Origin of the sequence: Mesorhizobium sp. M7A.F.Ca.ET.027.03.2.1 (assembly GCF_003999175.1) — a bacterium.
Lineage (GTDB): Bacteria > Pseudomonadota > Alphaproteobacteria > Rhizobiales > Rhizobiaceae > Mesorhizobium.
In genome coordinates this window covers 1-5017 of the sequence record NZ_RZOM01000402.1, presented here as the reverse complement: position 1 = coordinate 5017, position 5017 = coordinate 1, and the positions used below count along the sequence as shown (strand labels likewise).

At 61.5% G+C, this 5017-nt stretch carries 5 protein-coding genes; 3 read left to right on the top strand and 2 right to left on the bottom strand.

Annotated features, from left to right (window positions below; all coding sequences use genetic code 11):
* Both EN750_RS18165 and EN750_RS18160 read left to right on the top strand, forming a co-directional pair.
* The coding region (locus EN750_RS18165; RefSeq protein ID WP_127397239.1) for a CTP synthase at positions 1–879 on the top strand (879 nt) is incomplete at its 5' end.
* 18 nt (positions 880–897) lie between these two features.
* Positions 898–1434 carry a DUF1697 domain-containing protein gene (locus EN750_RS18160; RefSeq protein WP_127268715.1) on the top strand — a complete coding sequence of 179 codons (537 nt, stop codon included), beginning with the start codon at positions 898–900 and terminating at the stop codon, positions 1432–1434.
* 35 nt (positions 1435–1469) lie between these two features.
* Here EN750_RS18160 and EN750_RS18155 read toward each other — a convergent pair whose 3' ends face one another.
* The gene (locus tag EN750_RS18155) at positions 1470–2927 is read right to left on the bottom strand and encodes an NCS1 family nucleobase:cation symporter-1 (protein ID WP_127268714.1); all 1458 of its coding nucleotides are present in this window, start codon (positions 2925–2927) and stop codon (positions 1470–1472) included.
* Between the two features lie 243 nt (positions 2928–3170).
* On the bottom strand, positions 3171–4073 hold the full coding sequence (locus EN750_RS18150; RefSeq protein ID WP_127397238.1) for a LysR family transcriptional regulator: 903 nt from the start codon (positions 4071–4073) through the stop codon (positions 3171–3173).
* Between the two features lie 167 nt (positions 4074–4240).
* On the opposite strand from EN750_RS18150, the gene EN750_RS18145 reads away from it, so the two are divergent.
* The coding region (locus EN750_RS18145; RefSeq protein ID WP_281062307.1) for a M17 family peptidase N-terminal domain-containing protein at positions 4241–5017 on the top strand (777 nt) is incomplete at its 3' end.

Genomic DNA, 5017 nt, shown 5'->3' with positions numbered 1-5017 from the left:
CACAAGGAAGGGCTCGATTCGGAAGTGCTGGCCGCCTTCGGCATCGATCCGGCGCCGAAGCCGCGCATGGAGCCGTGGCAGGCGGTATCCAACCGCATCCACAATCCGGAAGGCGAGGTCACCATCGCCGTTGTCGGCAAATATACCGGCCTCAAGGACGCCTACAAATCTCTGATCGAGGCGCTCTCGCATGGCGGCCTTGCCAACCACGTCAAGGTCAAGCTCGACTGGATCGAATCGGAGATCTTCGAAAAAGAGGATCCGACGCCCTGGCTGGAAAAGGTGCATGGCATCCTGGTCCCAGGCGGCTTTGGCGAGCGCGGTGCGGAAGGCAAGATCCTGGCGGCGAAGTTCGCGCGTGAGCGCAAGGTGCCGTATTTCGGCATCTGCTTCGGCATGCAGATGGCCTGCATCGAGGCGGCGCGGTCGCTGGCCGGCGTCGAACATGCGTCTTCGACCGAGTTTGGTCCGACCGAGGAACCGGAGGTCGGCCTGATGACCGAATGGCTGACAGGCAACATGCTGGAGAAGCGCCGCGAAACCGGCGATCTCGGCGGCACGATGCGGCTCGGCGCCTATCAGGCCGAGCTCGCCAAGGGCTCCAAGATCGCCGAGATCTATGGCGACACACAGATTTTCGAGCGCCATCGCCACCGCTACGAGGTCAATGTCGACTACAAGGAGCGGCTCGAGGATTGCGGCCTGGTGTTTGCCGGTATGTCGCCCGACGGCGTGTTGCCGGAAACGGTCGAATACCCGGACCATCCGTGGTTCATCGGCGTGCAGTATCATCCGGAACTGAAAAGCCGGCCGCTCGAGCCGCATCCGCTGTTCGCCAGTTTCATCGAGGCGGCCGTGGAGCAGAGCCGGCTGGTGTAGCGATCAGGTCGGGCGGCAATGCAGACCTATGTCGCACTGCTTTACAGCATCATCCTGGCTGAGGGGCGACGGGTCGTCATGGCCGACCTCAAGGCCATGGCCGAAGAGCTCGGGCTGAACAACCCGCGCACGCTGGTGGCGACGGGCAATCTGGTCTTCGAGGCACCGGCAACTGATATCGCCGACCTCGAACAGTGGTTGGAGGCAGCCTTCGAAAAAACCTTCGGCCGCCATGTCGATATCATCGTGCGCGGTGCCGAGGACTGGCTGAAGCTTGCCGCCGGCAATCCGTTTCCGATGGAATCGAATGCGACCGCGGATCAGGTGGCGGTGCGCGTGATGCGTAAGCCTGCACCCGAGCAGGCCGTGACGGCACTGCAGGCCTATGCCGCCGAGGACGAGAAAGTGACTTCGCTCGGCGGCGACATCTGGGTCGTCTTTTCGCGAGAGAGGCCAAGTTCGCGGCTGCTCGCGGCAATGAACCACAAGCGCATGGGCATCGGCACGTCGCGCAACTGGAACACGGTGCGCAAATTGGCCGAGATGATCGGGTAGTTGGGGCGGCTTTGCGCCGCCCCTGATGATGCTCGTCAGGCTTTCGCGGTCTTGGCGCCTGCGCCAAGGGCGGCGGTGCGCAGCACGTAGTAGATAATGCCGGCGATCGCCACCCCGAAGAACCAGCCATAGACGCCCCACCAGGACGGCAGCCAGTTGGTGAAGTTGGGCAGGATCGACGAGAAGATGGCGCCGATGCCGGCGGCGATGAAGGCGTTGACGTGCCAGCCGCCCTGGAAACGGAACTCGCCGTCCTCGCGATAAAGCGCCTCGACGTCGACCTCGCCCTTCCGGATCAGGTAGTAGTCGACCATCATCACGCCGAAGATCGGCCCCATTGTCGCGCCGATGATGTTGACGAAGGAAGCGGCACTGCCTTCCCACGGCGCGAAGGGGTAAAGCAGCAGGGCAATCACGGCCGCGATATAGCCGCCCTTCTTGAAGTCGATCTGCCTGGGAAAGACGTTGGAGAAGTCGAAGGCCGGCGAGACGAAGTTTGCCACCACGTTGATGCCGAGGGTTGCCACGGCAAAGGTCAAGGCTGCGAGCGCTGCCAGGAACCAGCTGTCGAATTTCGCCGAGATCTGGTCGGGATGCAGCAGCACCTCGCCATAGACATCAAAGGCGGCAATGGTGGTGACGCCGGCGACCAGCGAAAACAGGATCAGGTTGATCGGCAGGCCCCAGATGTTGCCCTTGCGCAGCGATGCCTTGTCCGGCGCGTAACGGGCGAAATCGCAGAAGTTGAGATAGAGCGCCGAGAAATAGGTGACCCAGATTGCCGCCACCGCAAACAGCGAGGTCCACGATCCCGGCGTGCCCGGCACGCCCGCGTCCTTCGTCTTGTCCAGCAGCACGTCCATCGGGATATCGCTGGTGAAGGCAAATCTCCCGGATTTGACGCAGAGATAGATCGCCAGGATCAGCATCATCACCCAAACCGCGGGGCCGGCCCAGTCCTGGAAGCGGCGCACCGTTTCCATGCCGTTCTGGATGATCAGCAGTTGCAGCCCCCAGATGACCACGAAGCAGATCACCTCCAGGCCGGTATGGCCGAGGAAATGCGTGCTGGCGTTGAAATCGGCGAACCATTGTGTGCGGATCAGCAGCGCCACGATCGCGCCCGAGGCGGCGGCCGTCTGCGCGCCGTACCAGAAACAGGCGACGATGGCGCGCACCAGTGCCGGTATGTTGGCGCCCCAGATGCCGAAAGAGGCGCGGGCAAGCACGGGGTAGGGCACGCCCGTCTTCACGCCGGCATAGCCGACCATGTTCATCAGCACATAGATGATCAGCGATCCGATGCCGATGGCGATGATGAAATTGACGAAGCCGCCGCAAAACAGGAACAGACTGGCGGCAAGATAGTAGCCCCAAAGGCTGTGGACGTCCGATGTCCAGACGTTGAAGATCGAGAATGGTCCCCAGTTTCGAACTTTGGCCGGAGCCAGATCCTCGTTGTACAGATCAGGTGAAGCACCCTGTATCGTCATGGCAATGTTCCCCTTTTGCAGCACGCGCCCTCACGCGTTGACCGCGTGCAGGTTAAGCCTGCCGCAGGGGAACCGACAAGCAACCTATTTGCCGGCTTTGGCCTTAAAGATATTCAATGAGAACTGCGATTATCGATGCAAGGCGATGGTGGGTCAGCGCTGAACCCGGCACGGATGATTCGAAGTTCGACGCTGGGATTCCAATCTGAAACGGTGGCTGCCGACATCTTCGGTCGGCGCCATCTAAGCGATGGCCATCACCTGCTTGTGGTCCGCGACTTCAGCGAGCAGCCAATCCTGAAACAGGCCGGTGCCTGGTTTGTTGCCGATGCTGCGACGCTGATGCAGGTAAATGCCGGCCGGATAGGTGTGACGGACATGGAACGGCGCGACCAGTTTGCCTTGCTGTAGAAAATCTTGCGCCATGATCGTGTCCGCAAGCGCTATTCCGGCGCCATTGATCGCTTCGCGCATGATGAGCGTACAATCATCGAGTGTTGTGCTGGATTTTGGCGTCGTTTCCAGAACGCCTTCCTGCTCCAGCCAACGCTTCCATCTCATGGTTTCGCATTCATGGATCAGATGATGATTGACCAGATCGGCCGGCGATCGCAGCGGCACAGGCCCCTCCAAAAGCGAAGGCGCACAGACCGGGGTCAAAAGCAGCGGGATCAGCAGCGTCAAAGCCGGGCCGGCCTTGTAGACGAACTCGTCGACAATGGCCAAATCGAAGTTGGCGCGCTTGCCTGAAGTGGAGATCTCCAAATCCACCGACGGATGCAACCGGCGAAAGTTCGGCAACCGGTCCGCCAGCCAAAGGTTCAGAACGGTGGGCACGCACAAGACCCGGACCCGTTGGATCTTGCCGTGGCGCGAGCCGTCCGAGAGGCTGACGTCATCGGTGGCGCGCCAGATGGCTTCGAACGCCTCCGAGAGGCTGCGCGCATAGTAGGAGCCCCTGATGGTTGGCGTTATCTGGCGAAAACCGCGTTCGAACAGGTCCTGGCCAAGATTTCGTTCAAGCGCGCGGATGTGGCGGCTGACAGCCGAGGGTGTCAGATGCAGTTCTTCCGCCGCGTCCTTGACGCTGCCGAGGCGAGCGGCGGCCTCGAAAGCGCGCATGCCATTGAGTGAGGGAAGGGCCATTGGCCGATCATGAATTGTCAGTTGAGTTTTTGTCAATCGACATGGGCAGAATTCGCGTTTGATCGCCTGCCCCCTTAGGGGATACCCAGAAGACAAGAGCAATTAAGTCGTCTCAAGAAAGCGACTGTTTGGGGACCGGCACTATACCATCGACGGCTGAGACCGGCTTGACCAGTCTCACCGGTGGAGAGCGAAGCTTTGCTCGGTATCGCCGCAATTGGAGAGAGCGCCAGCCTATGCCTCAATCGCCAGCGCCGGTCTTCGAAGCTGCGGACGAGATTTCCGCGGAAACCTCCGTCGTCGTGATTTTGCAAACTGCCCAACCAGGCTTTGGTCCCCGGGCAGCGGCTCTGGACGCTGAGATGAGCGGGATCGTGTCACGTGCTTGCTCCGACCCGGCCGCCTTGGCCGAATCCGGCACCTGCATCGATCTCATCGCCCCGCAAACAGTATCGACCAAGCGCGTGATCGTCCTGGCCTTGGGCAAAGCTGAAGCCGTAACCGCCCTGTCATTGGCGCGCGCCGGCGGTCTGCTTGCCGCGCATCTGGAGGGCAAGGGGGAATGCGCGGCTACCCTGGTTTTGGACCCCATCGCCGGCGTTGAGCTGTCCGGTGCCGAAATCCTGGCGCGCGTCGCGCTCGGCATGCGGCTGCGGCGCTATCGTTTCGACATGCGCAACCGGCGGCAAGGGGCGGGAGCGGATCGAACCTTGCGGGTGAAACTGGTCGGGGCCGGCGGCCCGGAACTGACCGCGGCGTTGACGCGGATCAATGCCATCGCCGACGGCGTGGAATATGCACGCACCCTGGTCAACCTGCCGCCAAACCATCTCCACCCCGACAATTTCCATGATCATCTGGAGCCGTTGCGTGAAGCCGGCATAGACATCGAAATGCTCGATGCCGCACAGCTGAAGGAGCTCGGCATGAACGCGCTCCTGGCC

What these genes read in the sequence shown, in the direction of transcription:
- EN750_RS18150 (WP_127397238.1), bottom strand. Translation starts at nt 4,073, where the DNA reads ATGGCCCTTCCCTCACTCAATGGCATGCGCGCTTTCGAGGCCGCCGCT.
- EN750_RS18160 (WP_127268715.1), top strand. Translation starts at nt 898, where the DNA reads ATGCAGACCTATGTCGCACTGCTTTACAGCATCATCCTGGCTGAGGGG.
- EN750_RS18155 (WP_127268714.1), bottom strand. Translation starts at nt 2,927, where the DNA reads ATGACGATACAGGGTGCTTCACCTGATCTGTACAACGAGGATCTGGCT.